17 protein-coding genes and 1 pseudogene are annotated in these 18816 nt (G+C 64.0%); 7 read left to right on the top strand and 11 right to left on the bottom strand.

Annotation, left to right across the window (positions count from 1 at the left end; genetic code table 11):
• The first annotated feature begins 6 nt into the window (after positions 1–6).
• Positions 7–1323 (top strand): ABC transporter substrate-binding protein, encoded by a 1317-nt coding sequence (locus ACLE20_RS02725; RefSeq protein WP_410938701.1) that lies wholly within the window; start codon positions 7–9, stop codon positions 1321–1323.
• Positions 1324–1525: 202 nt separating this feature from the next.
• Here ACLE20_RS02725 and ACLE20_RS02720 read toward each other — a convergent pair.
• The 3 genes and pseudogenes from ACLE20_RS02720 to ACLE20_RS02710 all read right to left on the bottom strand — a co-directional run.
• Positions 1526–1606: pseudogene (locus tag ACLE20_RS02720) on the bottom strand (oxidoreductase); the annotation flags it as partial.
• Positions 1607–1762: 156 nt separating this feature from the next.
• Complete coding sequence (locus tag ACLE20_RS02715; RefSeq protein ID WP_410938700.1) at positions 1763–2767, bottom strand: substrate-binding domain-containing protein; 1005 nt, start codon at positions 2765–2767, stop codon at positions 1763–1765.
• 9 nt (positions 2768–2776) lie between these two features.
• Complete coding sequence (locus tag ACLE20_RS02710) at positions 2777–4132, bottom strand: ROK family protein (RefSeq protein WP_410938699.1); 1356 nt, start codon at positions 4130–4132, stop codon at positions 2777–2779.
• A gap of 187 nt (positions 4133–4319) precedes the next feature.
• On the opposite strand from ACLE20_RS02710, the gene ACLE20_RS02705 reads away from it, so the two are divergent.
• The 6 genes from ACLE20_RS02705 (at position 4320) to ACLE20_RS02680 (ending at position 10401) form a co-directional block, all read left to right on the top strand.
• Positions 4320–5147 (top strand): sugar phosphate isomerase/epimerase family protein, encoded by an 828-nt coding sequence (locus tag ACLE20_RS02705; RefSeq protein ID WP_410938698.1) that lies wholly within the window; start codon positions 4320–4322, stop codon positions 5145–5147.
• 38 nt (positions 5148–5185) lie between these two features.
• Positions 5186–6307: a substrate-binding domain-containing protein gene (locus ACLE20_RS02700; protein ID WP_410938697.1), complete on the top strand. Its 1122-nt coding sequence runs from the start codon at positions 5186–5188 to the stop codon at positions 6305–6307.
• A 123-nt stretch (positions 6308–6430) separates the two neighbouring features.
• Positions 6431–7597, top strand: a complete 1167-nt coding sequence (locus tag ACLE20_RS02695) for a Gfo/Idh/MocA family protein (protein ID WP_410938696.1) — start codon at positions 6431–6433, stop codon at positions 7595–7597.
• Entirely contained in the window at positions 7594–9168 is a 1575-nt protein-coding gene (locus ACLE20_RS02690) for a sugar ABC transporter ATP-binding protein (protein ID WP_410938695.1), read from the top strand. The genes ACLE20_RS02695 and ACLE20_RS02690 overlap by 4 nt, the downstream gene beginning before the upstream one ends.
• Positions 9161–10102: an ABC transporter permease gene (locus tag ACLE20_RS02685; RefSeq protein ID WP_410938694.1), complete on the top strand. Its 942-nt coding sequence runs from the start codon at positions 9161–9163 to the stop codon at positions 10100–10102. The genes ACLE20_RS02690 and ACLE20_RS02685 overlap by 8 nt, the downstream gene beginning before the upstream one ends.
• Positions 10099–10401 (top strand): putative quinol monooxygenase, encoded by a 303-nt coding sequence (locus tag ACLE20_RS02680; protein WP_410938693.1) that lies wholly within the window; start codon positions 10099–10101, stop codon positions 10399–10401. The genes ACLE20_RS02685 and ACLE20_RS02680 overlap by 4 nt, the downstream gene beginning before the upstream one ends.
• A 129-nt stretch (positions 10402–10530) precedes the next feature.
• Here the strand turns inward: ACLE20_RS02680 and ACLE20_RS02675 are convergent, their stop codons facing one another.
• Genes ACLE20_RS02675 through ACLE20_RS02640 form a run of 8 tightly spaced genes read right to left on the bottom strand, consistent with a single transcriptional unit; the run spans position 10531 to position 18719 of the window.
• The gene (locus tag ACLE20_RS02675) at positions 10531–11601 is read right to left on the bottom strand and encodes an ABC transporter ATP-binding protein (protein ID WP_410938692.1); all 1071 of its coding nucleotides are present in this window, start codon (positions 11599–11601) and stop codon (positions 10531–10533) included.
• Positions 11602–11648: 47 nt separating this feature from the next.
• On the bottom strand, positions 11649–12950 hold the full coding sequence (locus ACLE20_RS02670; RefSeq protein ID WP_410938691.1) for a D-tagatose-bisphosphate aldolase, class II, non-catalytic subunit: 1302 nt from the start codon (positions 12948–12950) through the stop codon (positions 11649–11651).
• Entirely contained in the window at positions 12947–13900 is a 954-nt protein-coding gene (locus tag ACLE20_RS02665; RefSeq protein WP_410938690.1) for an SIS domain-containing protein, read from the bottom strand. Before ACLE20_RS02665 ends, ACLE20_RS02670 begins: the two co-directional genes overlap by 4 nt.
• A gap of 11 nt (positions 13901–13911) precedes the next feature.
• On the bottom strand, positions 13912–14769 hold the full coding sequence (locus ACLE20_RS02660; RefSeq protein ID WP_410938689.1) for a carbohydrate ABC transporter permease: 858 nt from the start codon (positions 14767–14769) through the stop codon (positions 13912–13914).
• The gene (locus ACLE20_RS02655) at positions 14766–15686 is read right to left on the bottom strand and encodes a carbohydrate ABC transporter permease (RefSeq protein ID WP_410938688.1); all 921 of its coding nucleotides are present in this window, start codon (positions 15684–15686) and stop codon (positions 14766–14768) included. Before ACLE20_RS02655 ends, ACLE20_RS02660 begins: the two co-directional genes overlap by 4 nt.
• Positions 15683–16939 carry an ABC transporter substrate-binding protein gene (locus ACLE20_RS02650; protein ID WP_410938687.1) on the bottom strand — a complete coding sequence of 419 codons (1257 nt, stop codon included), beginning with the start codon at positions 16937–16939 and terminating at the stop codon, positions 15683–15685. Before ACLE20_RS02650 ends, ACLE20_RS02655 begins: the two co-directional genes overlap by 4 nt.
• 17 nt (positions 16940–16956) lie before the next feature.
• On the bottom strand, positions 16957–17928 hold the full coding sequence (locus ACLE20_RS02645) for an N-acetylglucosamine kinase (protein WP_410938686.1): 972 nt from the start codon (positions 17926–17928) through the stop codon (positions 16957–16959).
• Positions 17925–18719, bottom strand: coding sequence for a DeoR/GlpR family DNA-binding transcription regulator (locus ACLE20_RS02640; RefSeq protein WP_410938685.1), 795 nt, complete (start codon positions 18717–18719; stop codon positions 17925–17927). The genes ACLE20_RS02645 and ACLE20_RS02640 overlap by 4 nt, the downstream gene beginning before the upstream one ends.
• Between the last annotated feature and the right edge of the window lie 97 nt (positions 18720–18816).

Below are 18816 nucleotides of genomic sequence, written 5' to 3'. Positions count from 1 at the left end.
CGTGAAATGAAAAGCCATATCTGGCTGGCAAGTGTGATGATGGCGGCCATCGCAGGCCCCGCCTTGTCCGAAACGCTGACGATTGCCACCGTGAACAACGGCGACATGATCCGCATGCAGAAGCTGGCGACCGACTTCACCAAGAAGCACCCCGACATCAGTCTCAACTGGGTGACGCTGGACGAGGCCAAGTTGAGGCAGCAGGTCACCATCGACATCGCCACGAAGGGCGGCAAGTTCGACGTCTTGACGATCGGAACCTATGAGGTCCCGATCTGGGCCGAGGAAGGCTGGCTGCTGCCGCTGGACGATTTCGGCACGGACTACGATGCCGCCGACATCCTTCCTGCGATCCGGAACGGGTTGACGCATAAGAACTCTCTCTATGCCGTCCCGTTCTACGGCGAGAGTTCGATGGTCATGTATCGGCAGGACCTCATGGCAAAAGCGGGCCTGACCATGCCTGCGGCGCCGAGCTGGAGCTTCATCGCCGACGCGGCGTCGAAGATGACCGACCGCGCTGAGGACGTGAACGGGATCTGCCTGCGGGGAAAGCCAGGATGGGGCGAAAACGTCGCCTTCCTGACCGCTGCCGCCAACTCGTTCGGCGCGCGGTGGTTCGATGAAAAATGGCAGCCGCAGTTTGACCAGCCGGCATGGAAGCAGACACTGCAATTCTATGTCGATCTGATGAAGACTGCGGGCGCGGCCAAGGCGGAACTGAACGGGTTCAACGAGAACTTGGAGCTCTTCAAGTCCGGCAAATGCGGCATGTGGATCGATGCCACCGTCGCGGCCTCCTTCGTGACCGACCCTAAGACATCGAGTGTCGCCGAGAAAGTGGGCTTCGCCCTTGCTCCTGACAATGGACTCGGCAAGCGCGGCAACTGGCTGTGGGCCTGGAACCTGGCCATTCCTGCCGGGACGGCCAAGGCAGAGTCCGCCAAGACCTTCCTGAAATGGGCGACGGACAAGCAGTATGGGCAACTGGTGGCTGACACGGACGGATGGGCAAACGTGCCGCCGGGAACGCGGACGTCGCTCTACGAGAATGCTGCCTACCAGGCTGCCGCACCCTTCGCGAAAATCACGCTGGACAGCATCAATGCCGCCGACCCGGTCAAGCCGGCGGTCGATCCCGTTCCCTATGTCGGCGTGCAGTTCGTCGCGATCCCCGAGTTTCAGAGCCTCGGCGACGAGGTTGGCAAGCAGTTCTCCCTCGCGCTCGCAGGGACGATAACAGTCGATGATGCGCTGAAGTCCGCCCAGACGGTCGCCGAGCGGGAGATGCGGAAAGCGGGTTACCTCGCTCCGAGCCAGTGACGGCCGCATTCTGGCCCCGACGACAGCCCCTGTGCAACAAGACTGTCAGGAGGATATGTCGACGCGTGCGATGGTGGCGGGTTGAAAACCCCGCCACAGCAATGGAGGAGGACTGCAGAAAAGATGACGCCCGGCGCGCGCAGGGCGCCAGTTTGATCATCTCGACCTTGCCCTTGAGCTGCATGCGAAGCGCAACGCTCTAGGAAGGGATGGCCGCCTTGGTGGCCGAATAGGTCGGCGTGGCTGTCAGCGGCACGAAGGCCAGGCCCGACGACACGTTGATGTTCAGTGGAGACAAGCAGATCCGAGCAAGAGTTTCGGGCCTCGGCGTGAACGGCTGCACGTCGAGCGGTCCTCACCGCGAGCGAGGGCCAGTCGGCTTCCAAAAACGGCTGAAGGCAGTTCGTCCTCGTGGCGGAGGAACGAGTGGACGCCAAACTCAGCGGAGAAGGTTCTGCTGCCTCAAGACATCTCGAGGGGCTGGAGAGCGCCAGATGGTCTGGAAGGACTCCACGACATTGGAGGCCGTGACCGAGACGCCGGGCAGGGCAACCCAGGCTGGTGCGAGGCGGTTGAGAAGGGCGGTAACCGTGGTGGATGCGGCTGTCTGACCCTGTCGAAATGGCTGCTGGGCCGCGATGGTGACGATCGGACCGCCGCCCGCCAAACTGATGGCCGCTTCCTTGCCGAGATCGACGGTGGCAATCGGGACAGAGAGCCCAGCGGAGGAGAGGGCGGTGGCCGCGGCGATCGCTGGCGTATCCCAGACCACGAAGAGGCCCTTCAAGTCCGAGAGCCTTTCCGCCAGCGCGGCGGCTGTGCGGCCTGCCTCCGCAAGCGACGGGAAGCGGGCGACATGCAGGCGATGGTTGGGACGGTTGATCCGCATCCATTTGACGAAGGCGATTTCGCGCTCGTTGGTCGCGAAGAAATCGGAGTCGTAGCCGAGCACGCCGACATCGCCTTCGTCGCCGAGGTGGGATGCGAGGCCTTCGGCGGCCATCTTGCCGAGGCCGAAATTATCGGCGGAGATCAAAGAGACGTAGTCCTTGCCCGGCAGCAGGCCTGTCGGAACATTGTCGAGCAGCACGAGCTTGATCCCGGCCGCGGAAATGCGGGCATGAGCGGCGGCGACCTTCGCATTGGCGACCGGCAGGGAAATGATCGCATCCGGTGCTTCGCGGATGAGCCGGTCCAGCGCCTCGATCTGCACCTCGGGCGTGAAGCCGCAATCGACCACGTCGATGACTGCCACGCCGCAATCGCCAAGCGTTCCCACGATGCCGGCCAGCTGTTGCTTGGCCCAGTCGCTTGCCAGCGTATGAAGCACGATGGCGACGCGAAGGCCGGCAGCCCGTGCACGCGCTTTGTCCTCGGGCAAGAGCAGGACCCGCTCAGGGGCGGAGGCCCGTTCGCCATGGGGTCCAAGTCCTTCAATCACCATTGGCGCACCTCATATCTTCGGAGGCGGCATGACCGCGGTGACGTCTGCGGCCTGCGTCTCCAGCCGGCCGCGAAGCGCTTCGAATTGCGGATGTGCCTGCGGGCGCCCGGCCATGATCCAGTCCCGCAGGACTGCGGGGGAAAACAGGCTTTCCGTGGCCACGATGGCTGCACCGACGAGGCCGGAGGAACTGCCCATCTGGGAGCGGATGATCTGCAGGTCACGGCTGACCAGGGGGTGGGACGCGCCGTAGATGGCCTCGCGGGCCGCCGCCAGGAGGATGTCGTTGCTCTGGGCGATCGATCCGGAAAGCACGATCAATTCGGGGTTCAGCATGTTGGCCAGCGTCGCCACGACCTGGCCGATCAGGCGCCCGCTCTGCGAGAGGATGTCGATCGCTGCGGCGTCGCCCATATGCGCGGCCTGCGCCACCTCGACAGCGGTGACATCGCCGCCGCGCCGGACATGGTCCGACAGGATCGGGCTCAGGCCCTTTTCCGCCTGAACGCGGCCTTCACGAATGATCGCCTCCGAGCCAGCCATGGTTTCCAGCGTGCCGTGCCGCTCCCCGAGGCTGACTGGCACCGAGCCGATCAACCCGACCGCGCCTTGGGCACCCCGAAAAAGCACGCCGTCGCTGACCAGGCCGGCACCGATCCGCTTGCCCACCTTGACGAACAGCATGGCCCGATGGCCGACGCCGGCGCCGGAGTGGAATTCCCCCATGGTCATCGTCTCGACGCTCGACCGCAGCCAGACCGGAACGTCGAAGGCTTCCACCAATTTTTCAACCAGGGGAAAGCTTTCCCAGCCGGGCAGCACCGGGGGTGTCGCATCCTGAAAAAAATCTCCGCCTCCGTGTTCCACCACGCCGGGCACGGAAATGGAGATGCCCCAGAGTTCACCGTAGCCCTGCTGAATGTCGAGGATCCAGCGGAAGAGGGTCGTCAGGCGATCGAGGAGCGCGGAAACCGGCTGTGTCAGGTCGGCCGCCTCGTGGTGCTCCATTTTCAGATTGCCACCGAGATCGGCAAGTCCGACGCCGAGGGCCGTCTGATCGAGCGTGGCGACGAGGATGCTGCCGCGGCTGGCGGAAAACCGGACCAGTCGGGGTGCGCGCCCGCCGGTCGCAGTCCCGAGCTCGCTTTCGTCCACAAGCCCGAGCTCTGCAAGCGTGCTCAGCCGGTCCGCCACGACGGCACGCCCGAGTTCGCTCTGACGCTCCAGCTCCTGACGGGTCGTCGCGCTTTCGGTCCGCACCAGGTTCAGGATCTCGACCAGACTCGGCGCGGCCGTCTCCGCCGTCCGAGGGCGGCCCTTTCGGCGCGGTTGAGCCGCAGCCTCCATCTTCGCCGTGGAAGGCATTCCTGTTCCTTTCAGCACGAAGCAAGCGCTCCGACCCTAGATAAATCCGAGGCTTGCGACGCGCAACATCAAACTTTTGCATTAAAACGACATAAGTCTGCTGACAAATGCGTTTTTAATGTTGACATGCGCTGTATTCGGTCGCATTGAAAGTGTCATCAGATGGAATTCTTGGGAGGAGATGGCCATGGATGGTTGCAGGCTGGCCTATCACGCCAATTGCTGGGGAGAGCTGGGGGGAAGCGCTGTTGGCGTCACCTCGATCACACAGCTCGCCTATCGCACCTTCGGCGACATGCGCCGTGCCTTCGCCGATATTGCCGAGGCGGGCTACGAGGGCGTCGAATTGTTCGACGGAAATCTCCTCGATTTCCCGGTCGGCGACATGCGCTCCCTGCTTGATGACAATGGTCTTTCGCTCGTCGCCACCTATGCCGGCGGAAACTTCATCTTCGATGATATTCTCCCGGAAGAGCTCGCCCGCGTGACGCGTGCTGCAGATCGAGCCGCCGAGCTCGGGGCCCCGCATCTGGTTGTCGGCGGCGGCGCGAAGCGGTTCGACGGCACCCGCGAGGCAGATTTCCACAAGCTCGCCGCCGCTCTCGATCGTGTCGATGAACTGGCGAAGGCGCGGGGCCTGAGCGCACATTATCATCCGCATCTCTCGACCATCGTCGAGGGGCCGGCGGAGGTTTCCAAGATCTTCAGTCTCACGGGGATCGGTTTCTGCCCGGACACGGCGCATCTCGCTGCGGCGGGTGGTGACCCTGCCGAACTCATCCGAGAGCATGCCGCGCGGATCACCTATGTCCATCTCAAGGGCTTGCAGCGCGAACCCTTCGCTTTCACGCCGCTGGATCGGGGCGACGTGCCGACGGACGGCATCGTTGCCGCCTTGCGCGAGGTCGGCTTTGCCGGCTGGATCTGCGCTGAACTCGATGCCTGGCCCGACGCGCTGGAGGGCGCTCGTGCCAGCATGACCTATCTGAAATCGGCCGATCTCAAGAGGAGTTGAAGGCCGCCGGGGCAAGGCCCCACCTGAGGGAGGAAACCATGATTACCAGACGCATTCTTTTGTGCTCCGCAGCCATTGCGGCAGCCCTGTCCATCGCGGCGCCAACGCGCGCCGCCGATCCCGATACCGCGCTTGCCAAGCTGCAGGAAACGGTTCTGTCGAAGGGGCCATCGGGCGAAGACCCGTCGCCGGCCTCCGGCATCACGCTGACCGACGAGGAGCTTGCCAAGGTCAAGGGGATGAACGCCACAGCCGCCATCGTCATGCATTACGGCGGCAATGACTGGTCTCGTGCCCAGATCAACGGCCTGCAGACGCAGTTTGCGTCCATGGGCATCAAGGTGATCGCGGTCACAGATGCCGGTTTCAAGCCGGAAAAGCAGGTGGCCGACCTCGAAACCATCATGGCGCAGAAGCCGAACATCATCGTCTCGATCCCGACTGATCCGACCGCAACAGCGTCGGCCTACAAGGCCGCGGCGGATGCTGGCACCAAGCTCGTCTTCATGGACAATGTCCCGGCCGGCTTCAAGGCAGGTACGGACTACGTCTCCGTCGTCTCGGCCGACAACTATGGCAATGGCGTCGCTGCGGCGCATCTCATGGCCAAGGCTCTCGGTGGCAAGGGCGAAATCGGCCTGGTTTTCCATGCTGCGGATTTCTTCGTCACGAAGCAGCGCTATGAGGCCTTCAAGACGACGATCACTACGGACTATCCGGACATCAAGATCGTCGCAGAGCAGGGCATCGGCGGTCCGGATTTCTCGGGTGATGCAGAAAAGGCGGCCTCCGCCATCCTGACCTCGAACCCGAACGTCAACGGCATCTGGGCGGTCTGGGACGTCCCCGCGGAAGGCGTCATCGCTGCCGCGCGCAATGCCGGGCGCGACGACCTGATCATCACCACGATCGACCTCGGCGAAAACGTTGCGATCTCCATGGCGCAGAACGGTTTCATCAAGGGGCTCGGCGCGCAGCGCCCCTATGATGCCGGCGTGGTGGAGGCCAAGCTCGCGGGCTATGCCCTTCTCGGCAAACAGGCTCCGGCCTTCGTCGCTCTGCCGGCCCTGCCGGTCACCCGCGACAACCTTCTCGATGCCTGGAAGACGGTCTACTCGACCGATGCGACCGACAACGTCAAGTCCAGCCTCGGCAACTGATCCGCCACAGCGCGCGGTGCGGAAACCCCGTGCCGCGCGCCGGCAAGGTCCGGTTGATGGCGATCGATGATCCCGCCGGCATGTTGAGCAGCGGATGGCTGCAGCACTCTAGGAGAAAACTCGATGACGAAAGTGATGAACGTCGCCATGATCGGCGGCGGCTTCATGGGCAAGGCGCATGCCATGGCCTATGCGGCCATGCCGATGTTCTTCTGGCCGGCCCCGGCCATTCCGCACCGCAAGGTGGTGGTGGATGTCACCGACGGCATGGCCGAGGAAGCACGCCAGCGCTTCGGGTTCGAGGAAGCCTCTTCCGACTGGCGCGCCACCGTCAACCGGCCGGATGTAGACGTCGTCGATATCTGTACGCCGAACAATGTCCATGCCGAAATCGCCATCGAGGCGGCAAAGGCTGGCAAGCACATCATCTGTGAAAAGCCGCTGGCCCGCACCGTCGAGGAGGCCCGCGCCATGGCCGAGGCCGTGAAACAGGCCGGCGTCATCAACATGGTGGCCTTCAATTATCGCCGCACGCCGGCGGTTGCTCTCGCGAAGAAATACATCGAAGAAGGTCGGATCGGCCGCATCCTCAACTTCCGCGGCACCTACCTGCAGGATTGGTCGGCGGATCCCGACTCACCGCTCTCCTGGCGCTTCCAGAAGAAGATCGCCGGCTCCGGCTCCGTCGGTGATATCGGCACCCATGTGGTCGATCTCGCGCATTACCTGGTCGGGCCTATTGCGGAAGTCATCGCCCTCACCACGACCTACAACAAGACCCGCCCGCTGCAGCAGGGCGGGATCGACAAGCTGGGTGCGGCGGAAAAATCCGCTGAGGCCGAGCGCGGAGATGTGGACGTCGACGACGAAGTCGTTTCCATGCTCAAATTCGCGGGTGGCGCGATCGGAAGCCTCGAGGCGACCCGCAACGCCTATGGCCGCAACAACTTCATCACGCTCGAAATTCACGGCACCAAGGGCTCGATCCACTTCAACTACGAACGCCGCGACGAACTGCAGGTCATGTTCGCGGACGATCCCGCCGATGCACGCGGCTTCCGGACGATCTACACCGGTCCCGCGCACCCCTATGGTGGTGGTCTCTGGCCGATCCCTGGGCTCGGCATCGGCTATTCGGAAACGAAGATCGTCGAGTGCTACGACTTCTTCCAGGCGATCGCCAAGGGCCGGCAGCCGAGCCCCAACTTCGACGACGGGCTGCTGACCGAACTCGTCGCGGATGCGTTCATCCGGTCCGGCGAAAGCGGTGTCTGGGAGAAAGTGGGATGACCGCCAGTGTCGCTGCCGTCCGGATGACCGGCATCTCGAAATCCTTCGGCGGCGTCCGCGCCCTCGCTGGCGTCGATCTGGAGGTGCTGCCGGGCGAGGTCCACGCGCTTCTGGGCGGCAACGGCGCGGGCAAATCGACGATCCTCAAGATCCTGAACGGTGTCCATCGGCCCGACGGCGGCACGGTCGTCGTCGCCGGCCGCGAATTGACGGCCCATACGCCGGAGGAATCGCGGGCTGCCGGCATCGCGATGAACTATCAGGAAATGAGCCTGATCCCAACGTTGACCGTCGCGCAGAACGTGTTCCTGACCCGCGAGAGCCGGACCGGTGCCGGCTTGATCAACGACGCGGAGGCAGAGCGCCGCGCGGCCGAACTCTTCGCCCGGCTGGGGGTCTCCGTCGATCCCCGCGCCTTGGTGGCCGATCTCGGCGCCGGTCAGAAGCAGTTGACCGAAATCGTCAAAGCCATTTCCCAGGATGCCAAGGTTCTCGTCCTCGACGAACCCTCGACCGCGCTCGCGGTTTCCGACGTCGAGCGCCTGTTCGTCTTCCTCCGGAGGCTGAAGGCCAAGGGCGTCGCGATCATCTATGTCAGCCATCGCATGGACGAGATCGCCCGCATCGCCGACCGCGCCACCATTCTGCGCGACGGCCGGCATGTGATCACCGCGCCCCTTTCCGAATTGCCGATCGATACGATGATCGAGCATATCGTCGGCAAGCGCTCCAAGGGCCTCTCGGATGTGGTGCGTGGAACGTCCGCAAAGGGCGAGGTTCTGCTGGAGCTCTCTGAACTCAACGGCGTCCACAAGCCGAAGCACGTCTCCTTCACGCTGCATGCCGGCGAGGTGCTGGGGCTCGCAGGCCTGCTGGGGTCTGGGCGATCGTCGCTCGCCCGGCTCATCGCCGGCATCGAGCCTGCAGCAAGCGGGTCGATCCGTATCAAGGGCCGGGCAGTCAACATCCGCAAACCCGGCGATGCGATCGCCAGCGGCGTCGCTCTCGTGCCGGAGGCCCGTGCGACACAGGGGATTATTCCGGCTCATTCGGTCGCCTCGAACATGGTTCTGGCCGTGATCGGGCGTTTGTCGCGCGCCGGCATGATCGACCAAAAAGCAATGGCCGACCTGACCGAGGGACAGATCCGCCGCCTCTCGATCAAGACGGCCAGCCGTGACCACGCAGTCGCCACCCTGTCCGGCGGCAATCAGCAGAAGGTGGTGATCGGCAAGTGGCTGGCCACAGACCCCGACATTCTCATCCTCGACGAGCCAACCGCCGGCATCGACATTGGCTCGAAGGCGGAAATCATCCGGCTGGTGCGCGAGCTTGCCGCATCCGGCAAGGCGATCATCATGATCTCGTCCGAGCTTTCGGAATTGCTGACCGCCTGCGACCGCATCCTGGTCATGGCGGATGGCCGCGTCCATGCGGATCTGCCGCGCGAAGCCTTCGACGACCCGGCCGTACCAGCCGACGATATGGCCCATCGCCTGCAAGCCGCAGAGCAGAAGCTCCAGACCGAGATACAGCGGGCTCTCGCAGCCCAGGAGACAATCCATGCTTAAGGGTTTCGCTGCCAACTGGCGCCAGAACATCATCTATATCGGCTTCGTCGTGATCTTCGTCGTCTTCGCGGTCGCGCTAAACGACAAGGGCTTCCTGACCGCCAACAATCTGCTCAACATCGTCCGGCAGACGGCGATGATCGCCGTGATGGCGATTGCGATCACCTTCGTGCTGTCGGCTGGCGAGATCGACCTCTCGGTCGGCGCGGTGGCCGGCCTGACGACGGTCACCGTTGCCATGGCGATCGCCGTCGGAGGACCCTTCGCGGGCGTGCTGGCTGGAATCGCGACCGGTCTCGTGGTTGGATCCTTCAACGGCTGGCTGACCACGCGCATCGGCATCCCATCCTTCCTCACCACTTTGGCGATGATGGGGATCGCCAAGGGCGTCGCCATGTGGATCTCGGCAACGGCAGCGGTTCCGATCCTGTCGCCCGGCTATTCCTGGCTGTTCGGCGGTGGCAATCTTGGCCGAATTCCCGTGCTGCTGATCTGGATGATCGTCGTCGGCGTCATCGGCCACATCGTGCTTCGGCGCACCGGGTTTGGCCGAAGGGTCCTGGCGACGGGCGGCGGAGAAACGGCCGCGCGCTACTCCGGCATCGATACCCGCAACATCAAGTTCAAGGTTCTGGTCATGTCGTCCTCGGCGGCCGCTCTTGCCGGCATGCTCTATGCAGGCCGCCTGCAGTCGGGCCGCTTCCAGCTCGGCGAAGGCGACGAGCTGTCGGTCATCGCCGCTGCGGTTCTTGGTGGCACGAGCCTGTTCGGTGGCAAGGGCACGGTGGTCGGCACGATCGTCGGCGCATTGATGATCGGCCTGATCAACAACGGCCTGATCCTGATGGGCCTGGAATTCAGCCAGCAACTGATTGCCCGCGGCGGCATCATCATTCTGGCCGTCGCCCTCAGCCAGAAGAGGACCGCATCATGACCGTGACCATCATCGGAACCGTAACCGCTCGTCCCGAATGCCGCGCCGAGCTGGAGGCGATTCTCAGCAGGCAGGTTGAGCCGATACGGAGGGAGGCCGGCTGCATCAACTACGATTTCCATGTCGACGCGGCCGATGATTGCGTTTTCGTTTTCTATGAGAATTGGCGGAGCCAGGAAGACTTGGACCGGCACATGACGACGCCACATCTGGTGCCGCTCATCTCCCAGATGGACAGATTGCTGGCAAAACCAGTCGAGATCCGGCATCTGCGGATGATCAGTAACCTCACCGATTAGAACGATGAATTGTCCTCCGGCATCGTCACAGGTTGCGATCCTCGGGCTCAACGTCTTTCCCATGCGCGCCACGCTGCCGATGCAGAGTGGAAAGCGCAGGATCGGACAGTCGAGCAGAGCCCTGGCCGCTTAGCCGGTGGTCAGACGCGTCTCGGTTTCGGCGTCGAAGATGTGGATTGCGGCGATGTCGATGCCGAAGGTGACGCGGTCGCCGGTCGTGACGGCAAGGCGGTCGCGGAGAGAAGCGATGATCGGGGTCTCGCCAAGAAGGGCGGTTACCTGCGTTTCCGCCCCGGTCGGCTCGATGAGCGTGATGGTCGCCTCGACGCCGTCCTGTTTCATCGAAAGATGCTCCGGCCGGATGCCATAGATCAGGTCGCGCGCCCTCGGCAGCGTAATACCCTCGGGGAGGGGGAGGGATGCGCCTGTCTCCGTCCGGAAGACGCTCGGATCGTCTGGAGAGACCTGACCGCGGATGAAATTCATGCCCGGCGAACCGATGAAGCCGGCGACGAACAGATTGGCGGGTCGGTCGTAGAGCTCGAGCGGCGTGCCGATCTGCTCGACATAGCCATCCCGCATCACGACGATCCGATCGGCCATCGTCATCGCCTCGATCTGGTCATGGGTAACGTAGATCGTCGTCGTCTTCAGCCGCTGATGCAGCTGCTTGATCTCCGAGCGCATCTGGACGCGCAGCTTGGCGTCAAGGTTCGACAGCGGTTCGTCGAACAGGAAAACCTGTGGCTGGCGCACGATCGCCCGCCCCATGGCAACGCGCTGACGCTGCCCGCCGGAGAGGTTGCGCGGGTAGCGGTCGAGGAGATGTGTCAGGCCGAGAATTTGTGCGGCATCTCCCACTCGTCTGCGGATCTCGTCCTTCGGTGCTTTGGCGAGTTTGAGGGAAAAGCCCATATTGGCCCCGACCGTCAGATGTGGGTAGAGCGCATAGGACTGGAAGACCATGGCGATATCGCGCTCCTTCGGCGCGACGTCGTTGACGACGCTGGCGCCGATCAGCATCTCCCCGTCGGTAATCTCCTCCAGCCCGGCGATCATCCGCAACAGGGTCGACTTTCCGCAGCCGGACGGACCGACGAGGATGACGAACTCGCCATCGGGAACATCGATGCTGACGCCATGCAGGACCTCGAAGTGACCATAGCTTTTGCGGACATTGTTGATCGTGACGGATGCCATCGTCGTCTCCGGCGGGAATGAGGGGCGGCGTGTCTGCGGATGCTGGCCTATTGGCCCATCGTGGCCTGCGAATAGGGAAGGAGCGCGCAATCGATCGCGGCGAGGCAGAGATCGCGAGGGGAGGGCGCCACGCTACCGGCCAGAACTTCGGGATAGAGCCGAGACAGATACTGGCTGATCAGCGTTTCCGGAATAACGGCCGGCAAGTCGGCGAAAAGCCGATCGACGGCGGCGGAGACGGCCGGGTCCGGCCAGTAATAGCGAATTCGGTCACTATAGCTGAAATGGCGCTGCAATCGTTGCTCCGCGCTCGATCCTGCATAATGGCCGCTCCAGTGCTTCGGCGTGGCGAGCATCGCCGTCTCCAGCACCGCCGCAAGGCTTTCCGTCTCCTCCGGACCCTTGAGCACGCGGCGGATGGCATCGAGCCCGTAGAGCGCTTCCCGAAGCGCAAAGGTCAGTCCCGGGCCCACCTTCAGGATGGCGAAGCCGCCATCGACCAGGGCCGAGAGTTCGGCTGTCGGCTGGTAATCGGTGGAATGGGCCTCGAACAGGAGACCGGGGAAATCGTCGAGCACCTGTATGAGTCCCGTCGCCTTCTTCGGCTGATAGAGAAGGACATTGGCGTTGCCGAACTCCACGCCGGGCTGCACGACGATCGCGACGACGCGCTCGAGCGCCGCTTCCACGCCCGCAGCCCGGAACGCGGTCTCATGCACCGCCACCGTCTGCCGGGCGGCCTCGGGCCGCGTCACTTCGAGCCCGTCCAGGGCATGCGTCGCCCCGCCCGGTGGCGGCACCTCGGTGCCGATGACATAGACCGGAGGCTTGCAGCCGATCCGCGCAGCCGCCTGTTCAGCAATTCTGGCAAGACGCGCCGCGCGCGCGGCCGTCCGCTCGTCGTCCAGCGCCGCGGGCTCGCCCGCGCAGCCCATGGAGGTGTCGAGATGCAGCTTCTCGAAACCGGCCTCCACAAAGGCGGCGATCATGGCCTCGGCGCGCGCCATGGCCTCCTCGGCCGGAAGCCCCCGCCAGGGGTTGGGACCCAGATGATCCCCGCCCAGGATGATGCGCTCGGCCGGAAAGGAAACCTTTGCCGCGCAGCGCTCCACGAACCGGCGGAAATCCGCCGGCGTCATGCCCGTATAGCCGCCCTCCTGGTTCACCTGGTTGCAGGTCGCTTCGATGAGGATGGCGGATCCGTCTCGCGCGGCGCGCAGAAGCGCCGCCTCGATGACCAAAGGATGCGCCGAGCAGATGGAGGTGATACCAAGCGGCAGCGCCATGTTTCGCGGCGCGAAGAGTTTGCCAAGCGCAATGTCTCGGTTCGTGTAGCGCGCGTTCATCATGCCAGCATCACCACTTTGGTCAGGTGCCGGGGCGAAACCGTGTCGAGGTTGCGCGATTGGGCAACACGCTCCCCGAGGATCTGCAGGGCCGGCAGGAGGACGAGGCCCGCCGTCTCCTGGCCGGCCTCGATTGGCAGCGACAGATCGCCCGGACCGCCAAGGCCGATGACGAAGGCGCCCTTCTCCTGCAACTCGCGGACCAGCGTGGCCTCCGCATCCTTCTGGTCGGCCGAGTAGAGCATCACGGCCGCCGTCGCGTCGTCGACAAGGCTGATCGGGCCGTGCCGATATTCGAGCGGATGGAAGGCCTGGGTCATGACCTGGCTCATCTCCATCAGCTTCAGCGCCCCTTCCGAGGCGATGCCGTAGAGCGGGCCGCCGCCCAGGAAGACGACATGGGAGCGCGACAAGACTGCCTCGGGCAGCGCCTCGCTCAAGGCATGGGCCAGGCGCTTGGCATTGCCGACGATGGACGAGGGCAGGGAGGTCCCGATCATCTGAAGCCCCATGAGCAGCATCAGGCTGGCCGAAACGGTCATGACGATGCCTTCGTCCGGATGGGTGGGCGAAGCGAGCACGCTGTCGCAGTTTTTCGCAAGAGCGCTGTCCGGCTCCACGGTCAGGCCGGTCACGAAGGCGCCATGGGCGCGGCTATGCCTGGCGGCTGCCACGGTCTCGCTCGTCTCGCCACTGCGCGAAATGGCCACCACATGCGTCTTGGTCCAGTCCGGCCAGAAGAACTGTGGTCGGTTCAGCCATTCCGCACCCGGCACCGCGATCGCCGGCCGGCCGGCATGGTTGGCATGGGCCGCCAGCGTTTGGGCGAGGTAATAAGACGTGCCGCAGCCGACATAGACCAGGACCTCGCCTCTCTCCGTGGCACCATTCGCGCCAAGCGCTTTTTCCCAATAGGGAAATTGCTCGACAATCACCGTTTCGGTCGTGTTCATGCTGTCTCCGGTTATTTCACCGATCCGGCCAGCAAACCGCTGACGAGGTATCGGTTGAGGAAGATGACGACGAGGGCCGGGATCACGATCGCGATCGATCCGCTGGCGGTGATCAGCCCATAGTCGATGAAGTTCTTGGTGACGAACTCGGGAATGAGCACGGTCAGGGGCTTCGTCGCCTGCGGCGAGAAGATCAGCGGCACCAGATACTGGCCCCAGGCCCCGAGGAAGGTGAGGATCGCCGCCGCCGTCAGGCCCGGTCCGGCAAGCGGAAGCACGACGTTGAAGAAGATGTAGAGCCGACCCGCGCCATCAAGCTGCGCGGCCTCTTCCAGGGCGAGCGGCAAGGCGTCGAAGACGCTGCGCAGCAGCCAGAGCGACAGCGGCAGATAGGCGGACACGTAGATCAACGCCACGCCGACATAGGTATCGACCAGCTGCATCTTGATCATGATCTGGTAGAGCGGGATGAGCACCGCATAGGCGGGGACGGCCAATGTTGCGACGACGGCGCCGAACAACAGATTGCGTGCCGGGAAGCGGATCCGCGTGAAGGCATAGGCTCCGAGAGCCGAGATCGCCACGCAGAGCAAAGTGGCGGCGATCGAGGTCACCACGCTGTTGAACAATGCGGCACGGAACTGCTTCCAGACCTCGACCCCGCCAATGCGGGCGATGTTGATGCCGAACAGGCGCGCATAATGATCGAACGTGACATGCTGCGGAACGAAGTGGATCGGCCGCGCGGAGAAATCCTCGGTCGGCGTGACGGAGCTCGCGATGGTCCAGTAGATCGGCCCGAGCGACCAGAGGAGCAGGAGTGCGACGCCGGACCAGACGATCAGCCGATAGGAGAGGGAAGGTTTCATCCGTCGAACCTCGTATTGCGGTAGACGCGCAGGACATAGATGAGCGACACGAGGAGCGAGACGAAGGTGATGCTGACCGACAGCGCCATGCCGTAGGAAAAGCGCAGGTTCTGGAACGTCTCGAGATAGATCTGCACGAGGATCGGGCGCGTTTCGAGACTGCTGCCGGCCAGGACCCAGGCTTCGTCGAACAGGTTGAAGGCATTGACGGTCGCGTTGGTCATCGACACGGCGATGGCGCTGCGCACGAGCGGCAGCGTGACCAGGGTAAACATTTGCGGCCGCGTAGCGCCGTCGATCCGCGCGGCTTCGTAGAGATGGCTCGGAATGCTCTGCATGGCGGCGAGCACGATGACGATCGTCAGCGGCATCATCCGCCAGACATGGACCACGGTGACGGCGAGGATCGCGCTCGTCTTGTCGTTGAACCAGACATGATTCTCGAAGGGCAGGCCGAGCGCGGTGAGGATGCCGTTCAGTAGCCCGGCCCCTGGCTGATAGATCCAGAGCCAGATCACCGAATTGACGACGCCGGGCAGCGCCCAGGGCAGGATGACGGCCGCCAGAATCCACTGCCTGCCGGTTTTCACCTGGTTGATCAGTGCGGCCGCAAGGACGCCGAAGACGGTTTCCGCCAGAACGGCGAGCACCACATAGACCAGCGTGTTGATCCAGGTGGAGCCGAGCGGCGCATCGGAAAACATGCGCGCATAATTGTCGAGGCCGACGAAGGGCGTGCCGGCCTGCATCGGATTGACCCGATGCAGACTGTCCCACAGCGTGCGCGCCATTGGGTAGAAGACCAGCGCCACCATGGTGATGAGGATGGGGAGGACGAGCAGGACGCCGAGCGAGGCGTCGGCCCGGAAGCCGACCCCCTTCCTGCCCGTGCGCCGTCCCACGGTCGCGGTTGTCATTCCGCCATCGCCTGCTTGGCCGCTTCGGCGATGCTTTCGACAGCCTGATCGACCGTCATCTGGCCCTTGGCCGCGCTGTTGATCGCCGTGTTCACGCCGCTCGAGAACTGCGGGTACCACGGCGGCGTGCCCTGCGGGAACAGCGCTTCCACCGTCTTCGACTGGGCGACCAGTGCATCGCCGCTGTTCAGCTTGCCCTGCTCGTTCAACTCCGCCAACGCACTGGTGCGGGTGGGCAGGAAGCCGTTGACGACGTTCTTCTTCTGGAACTCCCGGCTCGTGAACCATTTGACGAAGGCGATCGCCGCCTCCTGGTTTTGCGAAACCTTCGGAATGGCCAGTGCTTCCGGCAGGCCGAAGCTGCGGGTCTGGCCGCTCTCCGTCGGAACCAGGATCGCCTCCGCCTGGCCGGCGACCTTGGACTGCTTCGGATCGTTCATTTGTCCAAGCCGGCCCGGCTCGCCGGAGATCATGATGCTGGTCAGCCCCTGGGCGAACATGCTCTCGTTGATCTGGCTGTCCTTCAGCCCGGTGGATGCCGGATCGACGAGGCCGTCCTTGAGCAGCATGAGTTCGAAGGCGAGCGCCTTGTAGCCGGCCGAATCCGGTGTCGTGAACAGCGGCTTGAAGTCCTTGTCGAACAGCTCGCCACCAAAGGCCTTGGTCAGCAGGTACCAGCTGGTCGAGGCGCCCTCCGTTGCCGAGAGCGGCAGGCCGATCGGGTAGGTGGAGATACCTTTCTCCTTGATCTGCTTGGCCGCCGCCACCAGTGCATCGAGCGTCTTCGGCATGTCGGTGATGCCGGCATCGGCGAAGTGCTTCTTGTTGACCAGCATCACGCGGAAGTCGTTCGTGTAGGGGATGCCGAGCAACTTGCCATCGACGGTAAAGATCTTCGCGACGCCGATGTCCTTGACCGTCTCCTCGTCGATCACGTCATTAAGCGGCAGGTACCAGTCGGCTGCCGCGAACTGGCCGGTCCAGGACCAGTCGAACTCCGTGACATCGGCGGGCGCGGTGCCGGCGACGAGCGCAGTGACGAGCTTCGGCCGGATATCGTCCCAGGAAAGCGTCTGGAGGTCGACATGGATGCCGGTCTCCGCTTCGAAGTCGGCGGCGATATTCGGGCCCTGGGGCGAGGGCATCAACACCGTGATGGATTGGCCGGCAAGCGGCTTTCCGTCCTGCGCAAAGGCCGGTCCGGCAAGTGCGAAGGCGCTGGAGGCAAGCAGTGACAAGATGAATCTACGCATGTTCCCATCCTTTGTTGTTATCGAGGCAGTGGAGTCATCGTCTCAGTCACGGCCGCGCGCGCGGACGCGGCCGTCGTCGTCAGCCAGTCCCGATCCTGCGACCAGCCGAGCCTTTGTGCGGCGACGAGCAGGGCACCGCCGACCGGCGGCAGCAGCGGGGCAAGAGCCGCTCGGCCGATGCGCGCTTCGAGCGCGGTGAGGAGCAGGCGGCTGCCAAATGTGCCGCCGCCATGGGTCCAGTCCGCGTCCTTATCGCCCGCCGCGACCGCGCGATAATGTTTCGCCAGCTCATCGGCAGCCTGGTCGATGAGCTGTCGCGATGCCACGTCCCCCTCGCGCGCCGCTTCATCGACAAGGCGGGAGAGGGCGGCGATTGCGGGTCGCGGATGGGCAAGATCGGTGACCCAGGCGCCAAGCCCGTTCATCGCATCCGCCGGATCGATCTGCAGGTGGGACAGCACCAGCGACGCCAGCCGGCTCGGCGGCTGGCGTCCGTCGAGGCTCTGGCTGACGAGACTGAGCGCAAGGCGTCCGATCCAGTAGCTGCTGCCTTCGTCGCCGATCACATCGCCCCAACCGCCGGAACGGGTGGACCGCCCCTCCGTATCGCGCGCCCAGGCCATCGATCCGGTGCCGGACAGGATCAGCACGCCAGCCTGTCCGGCAAAGGCGCCGCGATGGGCGGCATCGACGTCGTTGAGCACCTGCGTCCGGGCTGCCGGAAAGGCCTCGGCAATGACCTCTTCCTGCGCCTGCGAGAGATGACGGACCTCGCCGAAGACCGGGAAGGCAGCGGCGACGGCCGCGAGATCGGTCCGGCTGCGGAACGGCGCCAGCCCCTTGTCGAGCTCTGAGCGCCAATTGGGATTGTCCATCGGATTGACGCCGCCGACGAGCGCCGTTTCGAGGATGTGTCCCTGCCGATTGGCCAAGGCGAGGAGGGTTTTGCTGCCGCCGCCGTCGATGCCCAGGATCAGATCGCCGCTCATTCCTGCGCTCCGATCGTGACGTAATGAGTGTCGACGGAGGCCTCCTCGAGCTGCCTCCGCCATTCGACGCCGAGCGCGGCATCGGTGATCAGACGGGCTTCGCTGAGTGGCGCCACCTTGTAGGTCGCTGTCGTTCCGAACTTGGTGCTGTCGGCAAGGACCGACCGGTTGGCCGAACGCGTCAGCATGCGCCGGTTCAGGCTCGCTTCGGCGCTGTCGACACTGTAGATCGCGCCGTCGGTGCTGATGGCGCTTGCGCCCAGGAACAGCTGATCGAACCAGATCGTCTCCAGCATGGCTTCGGCCTGCGGACCGACCATGGAGGCGTTCTCGCTGCGCAGCTGACCGCCGAGCAGCGTGACGTCCAAGGTCGGGACATTCAGGAACTCCTGCGCCACGATCAGCCCGTTCGTGAAGATGCGTAGCGGTATCGGGTCGATGCGGATGCGCCGTGCCAGCTGGAGCACCGTCGTCCCGGCATCGAGAAAGATGGCGGTGCGGGGCACCAGCGTTTCATAGGCTGCCGCGGCAATCGCCCGTTTGGCGGCGAGCTGGCGCTTTTCACGCTCCTGGAAGGCCAGCTCGACGGACGAGCCTTCGGCGATGCGCGCACCGCCATGGACGCGGTCGATGACCCCGCTTTCCTCGAGGATCTGCAGATCCCGCCGCACGGTCGCGAGCGACGCTCCGACCGCATCGGCAAGATCCTGGATGGTGGAGAAACCGTGCGCATAGAGATGGCTGCGAATGCCGTCGAGCCGATCCGTTTTGATTCCACCGCCCTGGCTCATGGTGCGCCCCCGCATCCGCTTCAGTAAAAGCAAGCTTTCATGACGTTCGATCAGAGTCAATCAGATTTTTGATTTATTTTGACGTGATTGCCAATGG

Source organism: Rhizobium sp. YIM 134829, assembly GCF_046546455.1.
This window is presented reverse-complemented; position numbering and strand designations above follow the sequence as displayed.

Coding starts and splice junctions, on each gene's coding strand:
- ACLE20_RS02725 (WP_410938701.1), top strand. CDS start 7: ATGAAAAGCCATATCTGGCTGGCAAGTGTGATGATGGCGGCCATCGCA.
- ACLE20_RS02715 (WP_410938700.1), bottom strand. CDS start 2,767: ATGGTGATTGAAGGACTTGGACCCCATGGCGAACGGGCCTCCGCCCCT.
- ACLE20_RS02710 (WP_410938699.1), bottom strand. CDS start 4,132: ATGCCTTCCACGGCGAAGATGGAGGCTGCGGCTCAACCGCGCCGAAAG.
- ACLE20_RS02705 (WP_410938698.1), top strand. CDS start 4,320: ATGGATGGTTGCAGGCTGGCCTATCACGCCAATTGCTGGGGAGAGCTG.
- ACLE20_RS02700 (WP_410938697.1), top strand. CDS start 5,186: ATGATTACCAGACGCATTCTTTTGTGCTCCGCAGCCATTGCGGCAGCC.
- ACLE20_RS02695 (WP_410938696.1), top strand. CDS start 6,431: ATGACGAAAGTGATGAACGTCGCCATGATCGGCGGCGGCTTCATGGGC.
- ACLE20_RS02690 (WP_410938695.1), top strand. CDS start 7,594: ATGACCGCCAGTGTCGCTGCCGTCCGGATGACCGGCATCTCGAAATCC.
- ACLE20_RS02685 (WP_410938694.1), top strand. CDS start 9,161: ATGCTTAAGGGTTTCGCTGCCAACTGGCGCCAGAACATCATCTATATC.
- ACLE20_RS02680 (WP_410938693.1), top strand. CDS start 10,099: ATGACCGTGACCATCATCGGAACCGTAACCGCTCGTCCCGAATGCCGC.
- ACLE20_RS02675 (WP_410938692.1), bottom strand. CDS start 11,601: ATGGCATCCGTCACGATCAACAATGTCCGCAAAAGCTATGGTCACTTC.
- ACLE20_RS02670 (WP_410938691.1), bottom strand. CDS start 12,950: ATGATGAACGCGCGCTACACGAACCGAGACATTGCGCTTGGCAAACTC.
- ACLE20_RS02665 (WP_410938690.1), bottom strand. CDS start 13,900: ATGAACACGACCGAAACGGTGATTGTCGAGCAATTTCCCTATTGGGAA.
- ACLE20_RS02660 (WP_410938689.1), bottom strand. CDS start 14,769: ATGAAACCTTCCCTCTCCTATCGGCTGATCGTCTGGTCCGGCGTCGCA.
- ACLE20_RS02655 (WP_410938688.1), bottom strand. CDS start 15,686: ATGACAACCGCGACCGTGGGACGGCGCACGGGCAGGAAGGGGGTCGGC.
- ACLE20_RS02650 (WP_410938687.1), bottom strand. CDS start 16,939: ATGCGTAGATTCATCTTGTCACTGCTTGCCTCCAGCGCCTTCGCACTT.
- ACLE20_RS02645 (WP_410938686.1), bottom strand. CDS start 17,928: ATGAGCGGCGATCTGATCCTGGGCATCGACGGCGGCGGCAGCAAAACC.
- ACLE20_RS02640 (WP_410938685.1), bottom strand. CDS start 18,719: ATGAGCCAGGGCGGTGGAATCAAAACGGATCGGCTCGACGGCATTCGC.